Source organism: Curtobacterium sp. SP.BCp (assembly GCF_051903255.1).
Classification (GTDB): Bacteria; Actinomycetota; Actinomycetes; order Actinomycetales; family Microbacteriaceae; genus Curtobacterium.
The window spans coordinates 123,124-140,428 of sequence record NZ_CP194338.1; the positions used below are offsets into that span (position 1 = coordinate 123,124).

Here is a 17,305-nt window from a genome sequence, read left to right on the forward strand (position 1 = left end):
AAGAGGTTCGGCGCTGAACCGCACCGCACGACTGCGAAGGAGCATGCACGTGGCATCACCACAGGACTGGGTCACCCAGGATTGGGACCCGACGACCTGGACCGACGAGACGTGGCCGATCGCCGCCTGCCTGCACGGGTTCGCCCAGGTCACCCGCGACGGTACGGCCTTCCACGACGCCCCCGCCGAGGTGTGGGACGACGTCTTCGCACAGATCGCGTCCGCGGGATTCTCGCTCGCCGAACTCGCCGACAGCCACATCCGCCCCGCTGACCTCGAGCGGTCCCGGCGTGACGAACTCTTCGCGGTCGCCGCGGCGCACGGGGTCGGCATCCCCTCCGTGCACCTGCAGCGGAAGAGCGTCATCCAGCCCGGGCACGAAGAGGACAACCTCGCGTACGCGCACCGGACCATCGACGCCGCGGCCGAGTGGGGCATGCAGGTGTTCTCGACAGGCCTGCACCAGCCGTTCACCGAGGCGCAGCGGAAGGCCCTCTGGTTCTGGACGGCACCGGGCCCGGAGGACCCCGACGACCCCGAGGTGTGGGACGCCGCGGTGAAGCGCCTCCGGGAGCTCGGGGAGCACGCCGCCAGCGTCGGACTGCCGATGGCACTCGAGCTGTACGAGGACACCTACCTCGGCACCGCCGACAGCGCGGTCCGCCTGGTCGAGGAGATCGGACTGGACACCGTCGGCCTGAACGCGGACGTCGCGAACCTCATCCGCCTGCACCGTCCGGTGGAGGACTGGAAGGAGCTCTTCGCGAAGACCCTGCCGTACACGAACTACCTCCACGTCAAGAACTACACGCGCGACGAAGCCGGCGACGGCAGCTGGGCGACGAGTGCGCCGAGCACCATGGAGACCGGACTCATCAACTACCGCCAGGTGCTCCGGGACGCCGTCGCCGACGGGTTCCGCGGCATCGTCATGACGGAGCAGTACGGCGGGGACAGCCTCGGCGTCTGCGCGACCAACCAGCAGTACATCCGATCCGTCCTCGCCACCTCGGTGGTCGGAGCCACCTCGGTGGTCGGGGCGACGAAGCAAGGAGCAACTCGATGAGCACCCTCGACATCGCCGTCGTCGGGTCCGGCTACATGGGCGGCGGGATCGCCCAGGTCCTGGCCCTCGCCGGCCACACCGTCCGGATCGCGGACGTCTCGGCCGAGATCGCCGCGTCCAACCGCGCCCGGCTCATCGCCGAGACCGAGCAGTTCGTCGCGGACGGCCTGTTCCCCGCGGACGCCGTGGCGCGCGTGGACGCCCACCTCAGCGCCGCCGACTCCATCGAGGAAGCGGTCGCCACGGCCGACTTCATCGAGGAGGCCGTGCCCGAGAAGCTCGAGATCAAGCACGCCACGCTCCGTCGGATCAGCGAGGCCGCGCGCCCGGACGCCGTCATCGGGTCGAACACCTCGACGATCCTCATCGAGTCGCTCGCCGAGGCAGTCGTGGGTCCGGAGCGATTCCTGGGCGTGCACTTCTCGAACCCGGCGCCGTTCATCCCCGGCGTCGAGCTCATCCCGCACCCGACCACGAACGAGCACGCGATCGAGGTCGGTGAGACCGTCGTCGCTGCGACCGGCAAGCAGTCCGCCCGGGTGAAGGACTCCACGGGCTTCGTGCTCAACCGCCTGCAGTACGCCCTGTTCGAGGAAGCGACGAAGATCGCCGACGAGGGCATCGCGAGCCCGGACGACATCGACACCATCGTCCGCACCACCTTCGGGTTCCGCCTGCCGTTCTTCGGCCCGTTCGCGATCGCCGACATGGCCGGGCTCGACGTGTACGCGTTCTGCTTCGAGTCGCTGCAGACCCGCTGGCCCGAGCGCTTCGCCACGCCGCCGTCGCTCCAGCAGCACGTCGACGCCGGTGAACTCGGCACGAAGTCCGGCGCCGGGTACCTCGACGTGCCCGCCGACCGCACGCCCGAGCTGGTCGCCTACCGGAACAAGGCCTACGTCGCGATGCAGAAGCTCCTCGACGACCTCGGCCCGGCCCCGATCCACTGAGGGGACTGAGCATGAGCACCGAACAGCAGACCGTCGTCCTCACCGGCGCCGCCTCCCCGCGCGGGATCGGCCGGGCCACGGCCCACCACCTCGCCGGGCAGGGCTGGAACGTCGGCATCATCGACCTCGACCAGGCCGCGAGCGAGCAGGTCGCCGCCGAGCTCCGCGACCAGCACGGCGTCCAGGCCGTCGGCGCCGGGGCGAACGTCGCGGACGAGGCCGCCGTCCGCGCCGCGTTCGACACGATCGAAGCCGCGCTGCCGCCGATCGCGGCGCTCGTGAACCTCGCGGGCGTCTCGTCCGCGCACGAGTACCTCGACCTGCCCGAGGGGGAGTGGCACCGGGTCCTGAGCATCAACCTCGACGGCGTGCACTTCGCGAGCCTCCGGGCAGCGCAGTCCATGGTCGAGCGCGGGTACGGCCGCATCGTGAACCTGTCGTCGGTCTCCGCCCAGCGCGGCGGCGGCACGTTCAGCAAGACGCCGTACTCGGTCGCGAAGGCCGGGGTCATCGGTCTCACCCGTGGCATGGCCCGCGAGCTCGGCCACCGGGGGATCACCGTCAACGCGATCTCGCCCGGTCCGATCGACACCGACATCATGGGCGGCACGCTCTCCGAGGAGCGCAAGACCGCGATGGCGGCCGACGGTGTGCTCCCGCGCATCGGCACCCCGCGGGACATCGCGGCGGCGATCGCCTACCTCATCAGCGAGGACGCCGGGTTCGTCACCGGGCAGACGCTGAACGTCGACGGCGGCCTCTACATGCACTGAAACGCCCACAGGCGTACTGGGCCGACCCAGCCCCACGACCAGAGCGAGCCGGTGTGCTCGTCGTGAGTCGTGCCTCCAGTCAGACCACCCGATCGCGAAGGAGCGACCGTGTCCGCAACCAGCCCCGCCCTGGGGTCCACCCACGATCCCGCCCTGAAGTCGGCGATCGGCAAGGCGACGAAGCACCTCATGCCGATGCTCGTCATCCTGTACTTCGTCGCCTTCCTCGACCGCACGAACGTCGGGTTCGCCGAAGAGGCCCTCAGCGTCGACCGCAACATCTCCGACGCCGCGTTCGCGCTCGGCGCCGGCATCTTCTTCATCGGCTACGCGATCTTCGAGATCCCGTCGAACCTGCTGCTCAAGCGGTTCGGCGCCCGCTTCTGGCTCGCCCGCATCGCCGTCACGTGGGGCATCGTCGCCGCGCTGTTCTCGTTCACGACGAACGACACGATGTTCATCATCCTGCGCTTCCTGCTCGGCGTGACCGAGGCCGGGCTCTTCCCCGGCGTGATCATGTACCTCTCCGAGTGGTTCCCGAACAAGGTCCGCGTGCGGATGTTCGCGATCTTCTACCTGGCGCAGCCGTTCTCGCAGATGATCGGCGCGCCGCTCTCCGGCGGCCTCATCAGCGTCGGCGACCAGGTCACCCCGTTCCACGGCTGGCAGGTCATGTTCTTCGGCGAGGGCATCCTCGCGGTGCTCGCCGGCGTCGCGGCCCTCTTCTTCCTGACGAACAGCCCGCAGCAGGCGAAGTGGCTCGACGACGGGCAGAAGGCGTCCCTCACGGCGGCGATGGCCCGCGAGGACCACGCCCGGAACGAGGACGGGCCGAAGGGGATCTGGAAGGCGATGGCGAGCGGCCGCGTCTGGTACTTCACGATCATCTACTTCTGCCTGCAGGTCGCCGTCTACGGCACGACGTTCTACCTGCCGCAGCAGGTGTCGTCGCTCCTCGGGCAGGACGTCGGCTGGCAGGTCGGCCTCGTCGCCGCGATCCCGTGGCTCGTCGGCCTCGTCGCCTGCTACCTCGTCGGCTCGAAGGCGGACACCGTCGGACGGCGTCGCCGCTGGGGCACCATGTTCTACGTCACGACGGGCCTGTCGATCCTCGGGTCGGCGTGGGCGGGCGCGAACGGGCAGCCGATCCTCGGCATCCTGTTCATCACCCTGGCCGTGGCGAGCTTCCTCGCGGTCGGCCCGATCACCTGGGCCTACCCGACGGCGTTCCTCACCGGGGCGGCGGCGGCCGCGGGCATCGGCCTCATCAACTCGCTCGGCAACCTCGGCGGCTTCGTGGCCCCGATCATGCGGACGGCCATCAACGAGGTGGTCCCGACTGACAGCGGCGCGTTCGGCATCGTCTCGCTCGGTGTCCTGGCGTTCGTGGCGGCCGTGATGATCTTCTGCACGAAGTTCTTCCGAGGCGCGAAGGCGGATGATCTGCTCGACACCTCACACGTGGCGACGAGTGCGTCGAAGGAGACGACACGATGACCAGGCTCTTCAACGACCCCGCGGACTTCGCGGACGAGGCGGCGGACGGGTTCGTCCTCGCCAACCAGCGGTGGGTGCGCCGGGTGCACGGCGGCGTGGCCCGCGCCACCACCAGTCCCGACGGCACGGTCGCGGTCGTCATCGGCGGCGGCTCCGGGCACTACCCGGCGTTCGGCGGACTCGTCGGGCACGGGCTGGCGGCCGGCGCGGCGATGGGCAACCTGTTCGCCAGTCCGTCGGCGCAGCAGGTCGCCGGGGTCGCCCGAGCAGCCGAGCACGGGGGCGGGGTGCTGTTCTCGTACGGCAACTACGCAGGTGACTGCCTGAACTTCGACGCCGCCGCACGCACGCTCGAGGGCGAGGGCATCCCGGTGCGGACCGTCCGGGTCACCGACGACGTCGTGTCCGCACCCACCGACCGCACCGCCGAGCGCCGCGGCATCGCCGGCGACCTCTGCGTCTTCAAGGTCGCGGGGGCCGCCGCCGAGGAGGGGCGCAGCCTCGACGACGTCACCACGGTGGCGTCGCGGGCCAACGACCGGACCCGCTCGTTCGGCGTCGCGTTCTCCGGGTGCTCCCTCCCCGGTGCCGCCGAGCCGCTCTTCGAGGTCCCGGAACACCGGATGGCCATCGGCATGGGCATCCACGGCGAACGCGGCATCGACGAGACCGAGGTACCCACGGCCGAGGGGCTCGCGTCCCTCCTGGTGTCGCGTCTGCTCGACGAGCTCCCGACGGGCGTCACGGCGTCCGGCGCGCGGGTCGTTCCGATCCTCAACGGCCTCGGCAGCGTCAAGTACGAGGAACTCTTCGTCGTGTACCGCTCGGTGGCCCGTCTGCTCGAGGACGCCGGCGTCGTCATCGTCGAACCCGAGGTCGGCGAGCTCGTCACGAGCTTCGACATGGCGGGCGTCTCGCTCACCCTGTTCTGGCTCGACGAGGAACTCGAACGGCTCTGGGCAGCGCCCGCCGACACCCCCGCGTTCCGCAAGGGAGGTGCGGTCGCAGCCGAGCGGCTGCCGGAGTCCGAGCTCGAGGCGTCCGACGGCATCGAGGTCGGCACCGGCACCGCGGAGTCGCAGGAGGTCGCGGCACGGGTCGCCGCGGCGCTCGCCGCAGCGCGCCGCGTCGTCGACGAGCACGTCGACGAACTCGGAGAGATGGACGCGGTCGCTGGCGACGGCGACCACGGCATCGGCATGCAGCGCGGGGCGCACGCCGCGGACGCGGCGGCTTCCGGTGCGTTGCACCGCGAGGTCGGAGCCGGCGGCCTCCTCGCGATCGCCGCCGACGCCTGGTCCGACAAGGCCGGCGGGACGTCCGGAGCGATCTGGGGAGCCGCCCTGGAGGCACTGGGTCGCGTCATCGGGGACGAGTCACGTCCGTCGTCGGCGCGGCTCGCGGAAGCGGTGCACGCCGCGACCACGGCGGTGTCGGCCTTCGGTGCCGTGCCCGGGGACAAGACGATGGTGGACGCCCTCGTGCCGTTCGACGAGGCGTTCGGCGCCGCGGTCGAGGGTGGGGCGTCGACCGCGGACGCCTGGCGCACCGCGGCGACCGCTGCCCGCGAGGCGGCGGACGCCACGGCCGACCTCGTGCCCCGGAAGGGACGCGCCAAGACCCACGCCGACCAGGCGGTGGGGACGCGGGACCCCGGAGCGGTGTCCTTCGCGTTGATCGTCGAGACGGTGACCTCGGTCATCGAGGAAGGAGCAGCACGATGACGCTGCGACTGGTGGTCGGATCGGACGATGCCGGCTTCGAGTACAAGGAGGCGATCAAGGCCGACCTGCTCGCGGACGAGCGGGTCTCGGACGTCGCCGACGTCGGCGTGGACGCGGACGGGCACACCGCCTACCCGCACGTCGCCGTCGACGCCGCACGCATGGTCGCGAACGGCGAGGCCGACCGGGCGATCCTGGTCTGCGGCACCGGGCTCGGCGTCGCGATCAGCGCGAACAAGGTCCCGGGCATCCGAGCAGTGACCGCCCACGACAGTTACAGCGTCGAGCGTTCCGTGCTGTCGAACGACGCGCAGGTGCTCTGCATGGGGCAGCGGGTCATCGGGCTGGAACTCGCACGACGGCTGGCGAAGGAGTGGCTCGGGTACGAGTTCGACACGTCCTCCGCCAGCGCCGAGAAGGTCGCGGCGATCTGCTCCTACGACGGCTCGGCGGCCGAGGGCATCGACGCGACGGGGGCCGACCGCGCATGACGCTCGTCGGGGTGTCGCTCAAGATGTACTTCTCCCACGCCCGGACCCTCGACTGGGTCCGGCAGGTGGTGGACATCGCCGAGCGGCACCCCGCCGTGCGTTCCGGGGCCGCGCAGCTCTTCGTCGTCCCGACGTTCCCGGCGCTCGTGCCCGTGCGCGAGGTCATCGGCGATGCTCCGGTGCTGCTCGGGGCGCAGGACCTGGCGTGGGCCGACGAGGGCGCGTTCACGGGAGAGGTCTCCGGCCCCGAGCTCCGTGAGATCGGGGTCGACCTCGTCGAGATCGGCCACGCCGAACGGCGGAGCCTGTTCCACGAGACCGACGAGGACGTCGCGGGGAAGGTGCACGCGGCGTACCGCAACCACCTGCGGCCGCTGGTCTGCGTCGGGGAGCCGCACCGGGCCTCCAGTGCGGACGCGATCGCCGAGGTGACCGCGCAACTGGACCGCTCGCTCGCCACCGCGACCGCGGACGGTCTCGCCGGGCCGCTGATCGTCGCCTACGAACCGGTGTGGGCGATCGGTGCGCCGGCGCCCGCGCCGGACGACCACATCGTGGACGTGCTCGCCGGCCTCGAGGCGCACCTCGCGTCGCGGCCCGAACTCACCGGCAGCACGGTGATCTACGGCGGCAGTGCCGGACCGGGGCTCCTCACCCGTGGGCATGGGCGGATCGGCGGACTGTTCCTCGGACGCTTCGCCCACGACCCCGCCGCGATCACCACCATCCTCGACGAGGTGCTGACCCTGCCCGGTCAGCGCAGCGAGTAGCCGCCGTCCATCAGCAGCTCGGTCCCGTGGCAGTACGAGGCCGCGTCACTCAGCAGGAAGTGGATCGCCGCCGCGACCTCGGCCGGCTGCGCGAACCGCCCCGGCACGATGTCCCGCATCCACTCGTCGAACTGGTGGTGCTTCTTGGCGAGCAGCGGTGTGTCCACGTAGCCGGGTGACACGCAGTTCACCCGGATGCCCTCCGACCCCCACTCGACGGCGAGGGTCTTCGTGAGCGCGGTGACGCCCGCCTTCGACACGTTGTAGGCGACCTGCTTCTGCGGGTGGTTCACGACGTGGTTGCCGGACATGGACGCGATGCTCACGATCGCTGCTCCACCGCGCCCCGCCATCACCCGGTGGAGGGCCTGCGAGGTGAGGAACACCCCGACGAGGTTGACGTCGAGGACCCCGCGGAACTGTTCGGCGGACATCTCCGCCGCGGCGACGTCGTCCTCGACGATGCCCGCCGCGTTGACCAGGTCGATGCGGCCGGGGTGCTCGGAGCCGACCCGGTCCGCGAACGCGCGCAGGGACTCCGGATCAGTGATGTCGACCGTGTCCGACGTCACGCCCGCGGGGACGTCGGTCGGTTCGCGGAGGTCGACCGCGACCACCTCGGCGCCGGCGGCGTGGAGGCGGCGCACGACCTCGCGGCCGATGCCGCCGGCCGCTCCGGTCACCACCACCGTCCGGTCCGTCAGGTCGCGGGCCACGGTCGTCGTCTGGTCGATCGTCATCGATCGCCCCTCTCTGCCCGGCGCACCGGGCGTCGTTCGGTCGGTGTCCGGGACGGTACCCGGCGACACCTGACGTGCGTCCGTGCCGCGTCCGCCGCGTCCGCCGCTACGCCTCGTCCGCCGCTACGCCTCGTCGCGTGCGCCCGCGAGCCCGTGGTCGTGGGCGTACACCACCAGCTGCACCCGGTCGCGGAGCTGGAGCTTCCCCAGGATGCTCGAGATCTGGGTCTTCACGGTCGACTCGGTGACGAACTCCTTCGCGGCGATCTCGGCGTTCGACAGACCCCGCGACGCCCAACCGAACACGATGCGCTCGCGGTCGGAGAGCGTCTGGAACTCCTGCGGTTGCGGCTTCGGCGCACGCTCGACGTCGGCGCCGAACAGCTGCGCGAGGTCGTTCGGGGCGATCACCGAGCTGCCCTCGTGCACGGCGCGGATGGCCGCGAACAGGAACGGCGGCGTCGTGTCCTTGAGGAGGAACCCGCTGGCACCGAGCCGGATCGCGGTCGCTGCCGCCGGGTCGAGGCCGAACGTCGTCAGGACGATCACGCGGGGGATCGGGCCGTCGACCGCGCCGGAGAACAGCTGGCGGACGGTCTCGACGCCGTCCATGCCCGCCATCCGCATGTCGAGCAGCATCACGTCCGGACGGACGCCGGGGATCGCTGCGAGGGCCTCCGCGCCGTCCGATGCCTCACCCACCACGACCATGTCGTCCTGGGCGTCGAGCACGACACGGAGCCCCGCGCGGAAGAGCGCCTGGTCGTCGGTGAGCAGGACGCGGATGGGCGCCGGTCCCGTCGCGTCGGTGCTGGCCGGGCCGCGGGCCGGATCGGCGGCGGCTGCGTGGTCGGTCGTGTCGGTCATCGGTGGTTCCCCCCTGGGATGTCGATCGGGATGCGGGCGCGGGCGACGAACACGTCGTCGAGGACCGCGGCGTCGAAGGAGCCGTCGAGGGCGGCGAGTCGGGAGCGCATGCCGTCGACCCCGCGGCCGGAGCCCCCGGTGGCACCACCGCCGATGACGTTCTCGACCTCGAGCACGAGGTCCGCGGAGCGCCAGGTCTCCCGGACGGTGACGGGCATGCCGGGAGCGCCGTGCCGGAGCGCGTTCGTGAGCATCTCCTGCAGCACCCGACGGGCAGCGGTGCCGGCGTCGGGGCCGAACGTGCGCGGGACGCCGCGGACGGTGTGGTCCACGGTGACCCCGGCGTCACGGATGCCCTGCACGATCTCGTCGAGCGTCGCCGGACCGGCGTCCCCGGTGCCGTCGATCTGCCCGAGGACCTGCCGGACCTCCATGAGCGAACTGCGCGCGGTGCTGGCGATCGTGGCGCTGACCTCGCGCACCCGTGCCTCGTCGGCGAGGAACGGCACCGAGTCGGCCTGGGCGATGATCACGGCGAGGGAGTGACCCACGACGTCGTGCACGTCCCGGGCGATCGCCGCTCGGATCCGCTCGGACTCCGCGACGTCGATGGCACGGGTGGCGGTGGCCTCGGCCTCGGTGGCGACGGCCTCCGCTCGGGACCGCGCGGCCTCGGCGTGGGCGCGTCGCTCGGACTCGCGGTCGCGGGAGCGGAACGCCCGCACGGCCAGCCCGCCGGCCCACACCGCGAGCAGCGCCGCCGCGGGGGCCGCCATCGCCAGGAAGGCCTGGTCGCGCGGCCCGTTCACGAGCACGGCGAACCGGAACCCGGTGACGGTCAGGTACAGCGTCGCGCCGACACCGGTGACGAACGCGAGCAGTCCGGAGAGGACGACCTCGGCGCGGGTCCCGACGATCGCGGTCGTCCCGATGACGACGAAGATCGCGAGGTCCACGAGCGACGGACGCTCGCCGCCGGCCACCTGCACGAACCCGAGCGCGACGACGAGCAGCATCGCGACGGACGGCGAGATGCGTCGCACGGCGATGGCCCCGGCCGCGGCGACGACGGCGAGGATGCTGGCGTGCTCGAGCTCGAGGTCGACGGGGGCGAGGAACGCGAGCGCCGCGACGACCGCCCAGACCACGTCGACGACGATCGAGCGCGTGGCGAGCGGTCGGATGAACGTGCGCCCTTCCGTCACGGGTCCGATCATCGCACGGAGGGGTCCGTCACCCGGCTGCGCGTGGGGACGGTCCCGCGGGTCGCCCCGCGCTTCACGCCACCGGTGACATCGCGATGAGCGCCCACGCGGTGACGACGACGATCCCGGCGCAGACCGACAGGGTGGCGATGACGTGCTTGATCGAGGAGTCCATGCTCCTCAGCCTCCGCGATCCCGGGCCGCCGGGCATCGGGCGGACGGCCGAAGCGCATCCGTCGCGGGGACGAACGGCTCAGCGCGCGAGGGCTGCCAGGTCCGAGACGACGTCGTCCAGCGGCCGGGTCGCGTCGAGCTCGTGCGTGCACCCGGCGCGGAGCAGCGGCAGCACCTCTGCGAAGTCCGCCGCGATCATCGCTCGCTCCACGTCGGTCTTCCCGTACGGGTTCGTCGTCCGTCGCGCGACCCGTTCGAGCAGGACGTCGAGCGGTGCGCTGAGGAGCACGACCGCATCGAAGCGGTCGTACCAGCGGCCCTGGTTGCGGACGCACCCCTGGACGAAGAGCGACCGGTCGTCGTCCTCGTCGAGCAGCGCCGTCATCCGGTCCTCGGCCCAGAGCCACTCGCCGCGGTGTGCCTCGTCGGACGGGTGCGGGTACGGGTGGTACCTGCGCCAGCCCGGGTCGTCGGTGTCCACGACGCGGTGACCGAACGTCGCCAGCCGCTCCAGCGCCGAGGACTTGCCCGTCCCCGACATCCCGGTGATCAGCACCCTCTTCACGGTCGCGCGGCGTAGAGGTCCCGGAGGAGCGCCGCCTCGGCACCGTGGTGGATCAGCTCGTCCGCCACGTGCAGCACGAACGACCGCTTCGTCGACTCGGCGTACGGGCCGGCGACGGCGCCCATCGGCTCGGAGGCGGAGTCGCCCACCTCCGTCGCGGCCGCCAGGAACACCCCGATCGCCGTGTCGAGTCCGGCGAGCGCCTCGGCGGCGGTCGCCGGGGTGCCCGGCGTCGGTCCGGTCGACGGCGCGAGCCCCAGCCACTCGCGGTTCCGGCTGGCCGTGAGCACCTCGACGACGTGGTCGAGCCGCCACCGCACGGTGACCTCCGCGTCCCCGGTGATCGGCTGCCATGCCCACTCGTCGTCGGAGAGCCCTTCCATCCGGTCCGTCAGCCGCCCACCGGCGTACTCGACGAGTCCGACCACGTCCTGCTCCGCAGTGTCCATGCCCCATCTTGACCCTGCACCGGGCGCACGGACAGGGCGCTGACGCACCACGGGACGGACGGGAGGCGCGGGGCGGGCCCGCCACGGGCCTCCCGTCCGCCGCGACGCGGCTTCAGACGACGACGGAGCCGAGCATCCGGTGCGCGATCGAGATCGACTCCCCGCTCAGTGCCGAGAGCGGCGACGACAGGAACGCGACGAGGTCGGCGATCTGCTGCGGGCTCGACTCGCCGCCGGCTCCGCGCTGCACCTCCGACGAGGGCTCGTCGGTGACGGTCCCAGGGTTGACCACGTTCACGGCGACGCCGGACCCGGCGCACTCGTCAGCGAGGTTCTTCGCGATGACGTTCGTCGCGGTGTTCCGCAGCGACGCGGTGATGTTGCCCGCGATGTAGGCGTTCTGGCCGCTCACGACGACGACCCGACCGAAGCCCGCCTCCCGCTGGTGGGGGAGCACGGCGTTCGCGACGCGGAGGAAGCCGAGTGCCTTGCCGTCGATCGCCTCGGCGACCTGCGCGGGGTCGGACCCCCGAGCCGGGTCGAGGGTCTGCGCGCTCGGGGCGGCCGTGACCACGAGCACGTCGATCCGCCCGTGCCGCTGGAGCACCGACGCGACGCCGGCGTCGACCGAATCCTGCGACGCGGTGTCCATCGCCACGCTGCCGTCGTCGTCCCCGGCGCTCCGGGAGGCCACCACGACGGTCGCCCCCTCGGTCCGGAGCCGTTCGGCGACGGCACGACCGATGTAGCCCTTCCCTCCGACGACGAGCGCGACACGTTCCGAGAGTTGCAGGTCCATGCCGGCCACGCTACGCGCGGCCCGTCGGGCCGGTGCCCGCGCGATCCGGCCACACCCGCCGCGCGATCGGGCCACTCCCGGACGGCCGCTCAGTGCGGCGCGCCGACCATCGGCCGAACCGAGCGGTCCTCGGACGAAGCGGACCGCGCACCACTGATCAGGAGGCGACATGACCGACCGACAGCAGCCCCCGGGGAGCGACCAGGAGCTCAGCCCGACGGCGGACCACGGCGAGCAGTCGTACCGCGGGTCCGGCAAGCTCACGGGCAAGCGGGCGGTCATCACCGGCGGGGACAGCGGCATCGGCAAGGCCGTCGCGATCGCCTTCGCCCGCGAGGGTGCCGACGTACTCATCAGTCACCTCCCCGACGAGGAGGACGACGCGCAGGACACGAAGCGCTGGGTCGAGGAGGCGGGGCGGACGGCGGTCCTGCTGCCCGGCGACGTCAGCGACCCCGCGTACTGCCGGTCCGTCGTCGCCACCGCGGTGGAGCAACTCGGCGGGCTCGACGTCCTCGTGAACAACGCGGCGTACCAGATGACGCACGAGACGATCGAGGAGATCAGCGACGCGGAGTGGGACCACACCCTCGCGACCAACCTCAGCGCCTCCTTCCACCTCGTCAAGGCCGCGCTGCCGCACCTCGGCCCCGGCTCGGCGATCATCGGGTCGAGCTCGGTGAACTCGGACAACCCGAAGCCCGACCTCGCGCCGTACGACGTCACGAAGGCGGGCGTCGCGAACCTCTCGGCAGCGCTGGCGCAGCTGCTCGGCCCGCGTGGCATCCGCGTCAACAGCGTCGCGCCCGGGCCGATCTGGACGCCGCTGATCCCCTCGACCATGCCTCCGGAGGAGGTCGAGCAGTTCGGGAAGCAGACCCCGCTCGGCCGTCCCGGACAGCCCGCCGAGCTCGCCCCGGTGTACGTGCTGCTCGCGAGCGACGACGGCAGCTACGTCTCCGGTGCGCGCGTCGCCGTCACCGGCGGTACCCCGATCCTCTGAAGCGCACCACCGAACGAAGACAGGAGCACGATCTGTACTTCCACAAGCAGGAACTCCAGTTCAAGTCCACGCCCGACAAGCCCGACGCCGTCTACGCGCGCAAGCTGCAGGAGGTGCTCGGCGGTCAGTACGGCGAGATCACCGTCGCCCTGCAGTACCAGTTCCAGGCGTGGAACATGCACATGCCCGGCAAGTACCGCGACCTGGTGTTCGGCATCGGCGCCGAGGAGATGGGCCACGTCGAGATGCTCGCGACGATGATCGCGCAGCTGCTCGAGAAGAGCCCGCTCGGCATCACCGAGGACGCCGTGCAGGACGACCCGACCGTCGCGGCGATCGTCGGTGGCACGGACGTCCAGCAGGGCATCGTCGCCGGAGCCGGCGCACGTCCGGTCGACAGCAACGGCAACCCCTGGCAGGGGTCGTTCATCACCGCGAGCGGCAACCTGCTCGCCGACTTCACGGCGAACGCGAACGCCGAGATGCAGGGCCGCGTGCAGGTCGCGCGGCTCTACCACCAGACCGACGACGCCGGGGTCCGGGACCTCCTGTCGTTCCTGCTCGCGCGCGACACCATGCACCAGAACATGTGGGCGACGGCCGCCGCGGAGCTCCGCGAGAAGGGCATCGAGGACTTCCCTGTGCCGAGCAACTTCCCGCAGGCGAAGGAGAACCAGGAGGTCAACTACCAGTACCTCAACTTCTCCGACGGCAAGGAGGCGGCGAACGGCCCGTGGGCGAGCGGCCCCTCGTTCGACGGCAAGGGCGAGTACACGTACCACGACGGTCCGACGACCTCGTCGCCGATGCCGCCGCCCACGCACCCGGACGTCCGGTTCTACGGCACGACCGAGCTCCCGAACGTCGTCGAGAAGACGGCCGGCACGGTGCAGGACAAGCTCAACAAGGAGTAGTCGCGGAACGGGACGCGCGCGTTCCGACGTGGCACCCGTCGATCGACCGGTGCGATGTCGGAACGCGCGCGTTTCGTTGACTGATGGGGCGGACGGACGGGAGGCGCGTTGCCGCTGAGCGGGGCGCGCCCGTCCGTCATGCGGTCACCGCGCGGTCGTCGCGATCGTCCCGGTCTCGCCCGCCGGTTCCGGCGGCGGGGCGAAGACGCCGTCGTAGAGCCGGACGACGCTCCACCCGGCCGTGAGCGCCGCCGTCCCGAGGACGGCGGCCACCCACGGCACGAACCCGGAGAACGCGCTCGGTGCGACCACCCACGCGAGGAACGCGCCGACCGTGCTGCCGGTCGCCCCGAGCACGAGGGCGACCCGCCTGTCCAGACTCGTCGCGGTGAGCGCGGCGGTCACGGCCCCGATCGCGAGCAGCGCGTTCAGGAGTGCTGCCATCGCGCCTCCGACCTACTCGGAGGCCCCGCCGCCGACGGCGAGCTGCTGGGACCCGCTGCCCACCGCGACCTCGATCTTGCGCGGCTTCGCCGACTCCTTGACCGGGATCGTGATGCTCAGCACACCGTTGTCGTAGGTCGCGGTGATGCGTCCGGCGTCGAGGTGGTCGCCGAGGGTCAGCTGGCGGACGAACGTGCCGGGCTGCCGCTCGCGCGTGATCCACTGCGAGCCGTCCGGGGCGCCGAGGGTGCGCTCGGCGCGGATCGTGAGGACCGAGCCGTCCACGTCGACGTCGACGCTGCCCGGGTCGATGCCCGGCAGGTCGACGTCGAGGACGTAGTGGTCCCCGGTGCGGTACAGGTCCATCGGCATCGAACGCGGTCCGCCGGCGCTCCCGAGCAGGGATCCGGCGAGGCGGTCGAGCTCGCGGAACGGGTCGAAGTTCATCGTCATCGTCGTCAACTCCTTCACGTGATCCTCGTTGAGTCCCCTCGACTCAACTGCCATCCGTTCTAGCACTCGAACCCAGAGAGTGCCAACAGTGCGCTCCGAGGACGCTGAGGGTCAGGCGAGGAGCGGCTCGAGGCGGTCGGCTCCACGCTGCAGGAGCGGCAGGAGGTCGCCGGGGGAGTCGATCCGGGGCGCCGCGGCGGACAGCGTGAGTCCGGCGACCAGCAGACCGTGCTCGTCGAGGACCGGGACCGCGAGGCACCCGAAGCCGGACCGGAACGCGCCGACCTGCCGGACGACCTCGGTGCCGCCGTGCGCGTGCAGTCGCCCCATCGCGCTCGCCCCGGGGTCTGCGCGGAGCCCCCGCTCGTCGAGGAGCGGGAAGTCGGGGTCCACGTCGACGTCGGCCAGCCCGGAGGCGTCGTACCGGGCGAGGTGCACGCCGGCGCGGACGCTCGACCGGACCTCGGCGAGGACGGACCGCACCGCGCGTGACAGCGGCGGGAGGGACGGCGCTGCCCCGAGCCCGGCCAGCTCGGCGACCTTGTGCCCGAGGGCGAAGCCCCGCAGGTCGGACAGGCGGACCAGGTACTCGTCCTCGACGAGGAGCGTGATGAGCCGGTAGGTCGTCGCCCGTGGCATGCCGAGTGCCTCGGACACCTGCTGCGCGGTGGTCCCCGGCCCCGATGCGGCGACGGCCTCGAGCACGGCGAAGGCGTTCTGGATCGCCTTCGGCTGGCGTGCGCGCAGGCCGGGGTCGCTCACGGCCGGTCGCCTCGGCCGGTCCGGTCGGGGTCGTCGGGGCGCAGCCGGGAGGCACCCAGGAGGTCCGTCTCGACGGGCACGTCCCACACGGCCCGGCTCCTCGCGCGCCGCCACGGACGCCGTCGGGTCACGACCGCGAAGGCGAGCAGGACGACGGCGACCACCCCGACGACCAGCGCGACGGCGGGCCACCGGTCGCTCGTCGCCTCGACCCCGGCGTAGACCACGAGGACTCCCGTCAGGAGCGCCGCCGTCACGACCGCGACGGTCGCGACCCGGGCGGTCAGCTCGCCGATCCGACGGAGGAACACCGGCGCGGCGACGCAGGTGAGCGCGTAGGCGACGAGGTACCCGAGTGCGGCGACGGCGAGTTCGGTCTCCATGAGCGTCCACGTCGCGACGCCCGCGGTCAGTCCTGCGACCGGGACCGCGGTCAGGACGACGCTCGCCACGATCCCCGCGACGAACGGCGTCCGGAAGCGCGGGGACGTCCGACCGAACGCACGGGGGAGCACGCCCTCGCGGCCCATCGCGAAGAGCACCCGGACGAGCGCGGTCGTCGAAGCGATCGCGCACGCCGCGAACGAGGCCGCGATCGCGAGGTCGAGCACGCACCCGACCCAGCCCACACCCGAGGCGACGGCGAGCTCGTTCACCGGCGAGGCGCTCGTCGCGAGTTCTGCTCCCACCGCCGCGAAACCGGACTGCTGGGCCACGGCGCTGCCGAGGTAGAGGACGCCGGCGAGCAGGACGGTCCACGAGATCGCGCGCGGGATCGTGGCGAACGGGCGGCGGGCCTCGACGCCGAGCACCGACGCGCTCTCGAAGCCGACGAACGCGGTGACGGCGAGTGCGGTCCCGACGGAGAACGGCGCCGGCATGACGGGGCCGAGTGCGACCGCCCCGAGGTCCGGCGGTCCGCTGCGGGCCAGCAGGGCGATGACGAGCACCGCGATCACCGCCACCGAGACGGTCTCGACGAGCAGCGTCAGACGGGTCGACAGCCGGACGCCGACGGCCGTCACGGCGAACACGACGGCCCCCGTGACGAGGACCACGAGCACGGTGACGAGCACACCGCCGTCCCCGAGCGGGACGAATCGCGACAGCAGGTACTCGAGGTAGTAGCCGGTCCCCGTCAGCGAGAACACCGCGATGCACCCCGAGCCGAGGAGCAGCGCTGCACCGCACACCACGCCCGCGACCGGTCCGAGGCCGAGGGACACGTACGTGTAGAGGGATCCAGGGCCCGCGACGCGGCGGACGAACTCGTTCACGGTGCGTCCGACCAGGAACGAGAGCGCCATCGCCGCCAGCAGCGACCACGTCGCACCGCTGCCGGCGACGGACGCGACGAGCACCGGGATCGTGGTCGCGGCGGCGGACGGGGCCACCGCGGAGACCGACTGCGAGAGCACGTCGACCGGCCCGACACTGCGTCGCGAGAGTCCGTCGACGGGCGAACCCGCACCGACGCCCGGCACCCGGGGCGGGTGGGCTATCGCACGGTCGAGGGCGGTCACCCGGCCACGGTAGGGCCCGCGCGTTGCCCCGGTGTGGCGGCCGTGTTTCGGGCAGGTACCGGCGGAACGGGACGCCGGCGACGGAGGTGTCCCGTTCGGGTGCGACCGGGTTTCACCTCGGCGGTACGTGGCCGCA

General features: G+C 72.1%; 19 protein-coding genes. 9 read left to right on the top strand and 10 right to left on the bottom strand.

The window, feature by feature from the left end:
- Nucleotides 1-43: 43 nt before the first annotated feature.
- The 7 genes from ACRQ4C_RS00600 to ACRQ4C_RS00630 all read left to right on the top strand — a co-directional run bounded on the left by ACRQ4C_RS00600 (nt 44) and on the right by ACRQ4C_RS00630 (nt 7,271).
- Nucleotides 44-1,066 carry a sugar phosphate isomerase/epimerase family protein gene (locus tag ACRQ4C_RS00600; protein WP_439689670.1) on the top strand — a complete coding sequence of 341 codons (1,023 nt, stop codon included), beginning with the start codon at nt 44-46 and terminating at the stop codon, nt 1,064-1,066.
- Nucleotides 1,063-2,016 (top strand): 3-hydroxyacyl-CoA dehydrogenase family protein, encoded by a 954-nt coding sequence (locus ACRQ4C_RS00605; protein ID WP_290133323.1) that lies wholly within the window; start codon nt 1,063-1,065, stop codon nt 2,014-2,016. The genes ACRQ4C_RS00600 and ACRQ4C_RS00605 overlap by 4 nt, the downstream gene beginning before the upstream one ends.
- 11 nt (nt 2,017-2,027) lie before the next feature.
- Complete coding sequence (locus tag ACRQ4C_RS00610; RefSeq protein WP_290133322.1) at nt 2,028-2,789, top strand: SDR family NAD(P)-dependent oxidoreductase; 762 nt, start codon at nt 2,028-2,030, stop codon at nt 2,787-2,789.
- A 108-nt stretch (nt 2,790-2,897) separates the two neighbouring features.
- A complete protein-coding gene (locus ACRQ4C_RS00615; protein ID WP_290133321.1) occupies nt 2,898-4,286 on the top strand; it encodes an MFS transporter in 1,389 nt (462 codons plus the stop codon).
- The gene (locus tag ACRQ4C_RS00620) at nt 4,283-6,010 is read left to right on the top strand and encodes a dihydroxyacetone kinase family protein (protein WP_439689671.1); all 1,728 of its coding nucleotides are present in this window, start codon (nt 4,283-4,285) and stop codon (nt 6,008-6,010) included. Before ACRQ4C_RS00615 ends, ACRQ4C_RS00620 begins: the two co-directional genes overlap by 4 nt.
- Nucleotides 6,007-6,501 carry a ribose-5-phosphate isomerase gene (locus ACRQ4C_RS00625; protein WP_400411464.1) on the top strand — a complete coding sequence of 165 codons (495 nt, stop codon included), beginning with the start codon at nt 6,007-6,009 and terminating at the stop codon, nt 6,499-6,501. The genes ACRQ4C_RS00620 and ACRQ4C_RS00625 overlap by 4 nt, the downstream gene beginning before the upstream one ends.
- A complete protein-coding gene (locus ACRQ4C_RS00630; protein ID WP_439689673.1) occupies nt 6,498-7,271 on the top strand; it encodes a triose-phosphate isomerase family protein in 774 nt (257 codons plus the stop codon). Before ACRQ4C_RS00625 ends, ACRQ4C_RS00630 begins: the two co-directional genes overlap by 4 nt.
- Here ACRQ4C_RS00630 and ACRQ4C_RS00635 read toward each other — a convergent pair.
- The 6 genes from ACRQ4C_RS00635 to ACRQ4C_RS00660 all read right to left on the bottom strand — a co-directional run bounded on the left by ACRQ4C_RS00635 (nt 7,256) and on the right by ACRQ4C_RS00660 (nt 12,070).
- Nucleotides 7,256-8,011 (bottom strand): SDR family NAD(P)-dependent oxidoreductase, encoded by a 756-nt coding sequence (locus ACRQ4C_RS00635; protein WP_290133317.1) that lies wholly within the window; start codon nt 8,009-8,011, stop codon nt 7,256-7,258. The two genes, ACRQ4C_RS00630 and ACRQ4C_RS00635, sit on opposite strands and share 16 nt — an antisense overlap.
- Before the next feature lie 123 nt (nt 8,012-8,134).
- Complete coding sequence (locus ACRQ4C_RS00640; protein ID WP_439689674.1) at nt 8,135-8,878, bottom strand: response regulator; 744 nt, start codon at nt 8,876-8,878, stop codon at nt 8,135-8,137.
- Entirely contained in the window at nt 8,875-10,083 is a 1,209-nt protein-coding gene (locus ACRQ4C_RS00645; RefSeq protein WP_439689675.1) for a sensor histidine kinase, read from the bottom strand. Before ACRQ4C_RS00645 ends, ACRQ4C_RS00640 begins: the two co-directional genes overlap by 4 nt.
- Before the next feature lie 253 nt (nt 10,084-10,336).
- Nucleotides 10,337-10,822 (bottom strand): AAA family ATPase, encoded by a 486-nt coding sequence (locus tag ACRQ4C_RS00650; protein WP_439689676.1) that lies wholly within the window; start codon nt 10,820-10,822, stop codon nt 10,337-10,339.
- Complete coding sequence (locus ACRQ4C_RS00655; protein WP_439689678.1) at nt 10,819-11,271, bottom strand: DinB family protein; 453 nt, start codon at nt 11,269-11,271, stop codon at nt 10,819-10,821. The genes ACRQ4C_RS00650 and ACRQ4C_RS00655 overlap by 4 nt, the downstream gene beginning before the upstream one ends.
- A gap of 112 nt (nt 11,272-11,383) precedes the next feature.
- On the bottom strand, nt 11,384-12,070 hold the full coding sequence (locus ACRQ4C_RS00660) for an SDR family NAD(P)-dependent oxidoreductase (RefSeq protein ID WP_439689679.1): 687 nt from the start codon (nt 12,068-12,070) through the stop codon (nt 11,384-11,386).
- A gap of 169 nt (nt 12,071-12,239) precedes the next feature.
- Between ACRQ4C_RS00660 and ACRQ4C_RS00665 the strand changes: the two genes are divergently transcribed.
- On the top strand, nt 12,240-13,073 hold the full coding sequence (locus ACRQ4C_RS00665; protein WP_439689680.1) for an SDR family oxidoreductase: 834 nt from the start codon (nt 12,240-12,242) through the stop codon (nt 13,071-13,073).
- 32 nt (nt 13,074-13,105) lie between these two features.
- Nucleotides 13,106-13,987, top strand: coding sequence for a manganese catalase family protein (locus ACRQ4C_RS00670; protein WP_290133308.1), 882 nt, complete (start codon nt 13,106-13,108; stop codon nt 13,985-13,987).
- Nucleotides 13,988-14,131: 144 nt separating this feature from the next.
- Here the strand turns inward: ACRQ4C_RS00670 and ACRQ4C_RS00675 are convergent, their stop codons facing one another.
- The 4 genes from ACRQ4C_RS00675 to ACRQ4C_RS00690 form a co-directional block, all read right to left on the bottom strand.
- Nucleotides 14,132-14,431 (bottom strand): hypothetical protein, encoded by a 300-nt coding sequence (locus ACRQ4C_RS00675; protein ID WP_439689682.1) that lies wholly within the window; start codon nt 14,429-14,431, stop codon nt 14,132-14,134.
- A gap of 12 nt (nt 14,432-14,443) precedes the next feature.
- Nucleotides 14,444-14,884 carry an Hsp20/alpha crystallin family protein gene (locus tag ACRQ4C_RS00680; RefSeq protein WP_400412517.1) on the bottom strand — a complete coding sequence of 147 codons (441 nt, stop codon included), beginning with the start codon at nt 14,882-14,884 and terminating at the stop codon, nt 14,444-14,446.
- Nucleotides 14,885-14,995: 111 nt separating this feature from the next.
- Nucleotides 14,996-15,646, bottom strand: coding sequence for a helix-turn-helix domain-containing protein (locus ACRQ4C_RS00685; protein WP_290133306.1), 651 nt, complete (start codon nt 15,644-15,646; stop codon nt 14,996-14,998).
- A complete protein-coding gene (locus ACRQ4C_RS00690; RefSeq protein WP_439689683.1) occupies nt 15,643-17,169 on the bottom strand; it encodes an APC family permease in 1,527 nt (508 codons plus the stop codon). Before ACRQ4C_RS00690 ends, ACRQ4C_RS00685 begins: the two co-directional genes overlap by 4 nt.
- Between the last annotated feature and the right edge of the window lie 136 nt (nt 17,170-17,305).

Excerpts from the sequence above, each read along its gene's own strand:
- ACRQ4C_RS00635 (WP_290133317.1), bottom strand. The coding sequence starts at position 8,011 with ATGACGATCGACCAGACGACGACCGTGGCCCGCGACCTGACGGACCGG.
- ACRQ4C_RS00620 (WP_439689671.1), top strand. The coding sequence starts at position 4,283 with ATGACCAGGCTCTTCAACGACCCCGCGGACTTCGCGGACGAGGCGGCG.
- ACRQ4C_RS00625 (WP_400411464.1), top strand. The coding sequence starts at position 6,007 with ATGACGCTGCGACTGGTGGTCGGATCGGACGATGCCGGCTTCGAGTAC.
- ACRQ4C_RS00655 (WP_439689678.1), bottom strand. The coding sequence starts at position 11,271 with ATGGACACTGCGGAGCAGGACGTGGTCGGACTCGTCGAGTACGCCGGT.
- ACRQ4C_RS00665 (WP_439689680.1), top strand. The coding sequence starts at position 12,240 with ATGACCGACCGACAGCAGCCCCCGGGGAGCGACCAGGAGCTCAGCCCG.
- ACRQ4C_RS00660 (WP_439689679.1), bottom strand. The coding sequence starts at position 12,070 with ATGGACCTGCAACTCTCGGAACGTGTCGCGCTCGTCGTCGGAGGGAAG.
- ACRQ4C_RS00675 (WP_439689682.1), bottom strand. The coding sequence starts at position 14,431 with ATGGCAGCACTCCTGAACGCGCTGCTCGCGATCGGGGCCGTGACCGCC.
- ACRQ4C_RS00640 (WP_439689674.1), bottom strand. The coding sequence starts at position 8,878 with ATGACCGACACGACCGACCACGCAGCCGCCGCCGATCCGGCCCGCGGC.
- ACRQ4C_RS00610 (WP_290133322.1), top strand. The coding sequence starts at position 2,028 with ATGAGCACCGAACAGCAGACCGTCGTCCTCACCGGCGCCGCCTCCCCG.
- ACRQ4C_RS00600 (WP_439689670.1), top strand. The coding sequence starts at position 44 with ATGCACGTGGCATCACCACAGGACTGGGTCACCCAGGATTGGGACCCG.
- ACRQ4C_RS00680 (WP_400412517.1), bottom strand. The coding sequence starts at position 14,884 with ATGACGATGAACTTCGACCCGTTCCGCGAGCTCGACCGCCTCGCCGGA.
- ACRQ4C_RS00630 (WP_439689673.1), top strand. The coding sequence starts at position 6,498 with ATGACGCTCGTCGGGGTGTCGCTCAAGATGTACTTCTCCCACGCCCGG.
- ACRQ4C_RS00605 (WP_290133323.1), top strand. The coding sequence starts at position 1,063 with ATGAGCACCCTCGACATCGCCGTCGTCGGGTCCGGCTACATGGGCGGC.